At 59.0% G+C, this 407-nt stretch carries 1 protein-coding gene; it reads right to left on the minus strand.

All coding sequences use genetic code 11. The features are described from left to right. Positions 1 to 407: helix-turn-helix domain-containing protein (locus OH705_RS26885; protein WP_267303389.1), on the minus strand; the 407-nt coding region annotated here is incomplete at both ends.

Raw genomic sequence — 407 nt, forward strand, 5'->3', positions numbered from 1 at the left:
AGCGGATAGCACCAGACGCCTGCACCTGTCAGAAATTGACCTTTGTAGTCCGCACTGAACAGCTGGTTAGGCGACTCGGCCTTCTCCAGGGGCTTGGGATAGACCGCTACACGCTGACGTAAGCGGCGTGGTTTGACCAATTGGGCTTTCTTGAGGATGTTGTAGATCGCTGTCTTCGAGGGCGGCGCCTGATCAGGGAAACGCTCCTGCAGCGCAGCCTGGATCTTTTTCGGCCCCGGTTCCGTTTCGCCTCGACTGCGCAATTCGATGATGGCTTCGCGAACTGCGGCGGGTACGACCCAATCCTGGTTCAACCGGCGGCGGCTGCGTTCTTCCAGCCCCGAAGGCCCCTCTTTCTCATATCGCTCGACCCATTTGTAGCCGGTCTTTCGGCTGATCTCGTAGGC

The organism is Pseudomonas sp. BJa3 (genome assembly GCF_026343815.1).
Lineage (GTDB): Bacteria > Pseudomonadota > Gammaproteobacteria > Pseudomonadales > Pseudomonadaceae > Aquipseudomonas > Aquipseudomonas soli.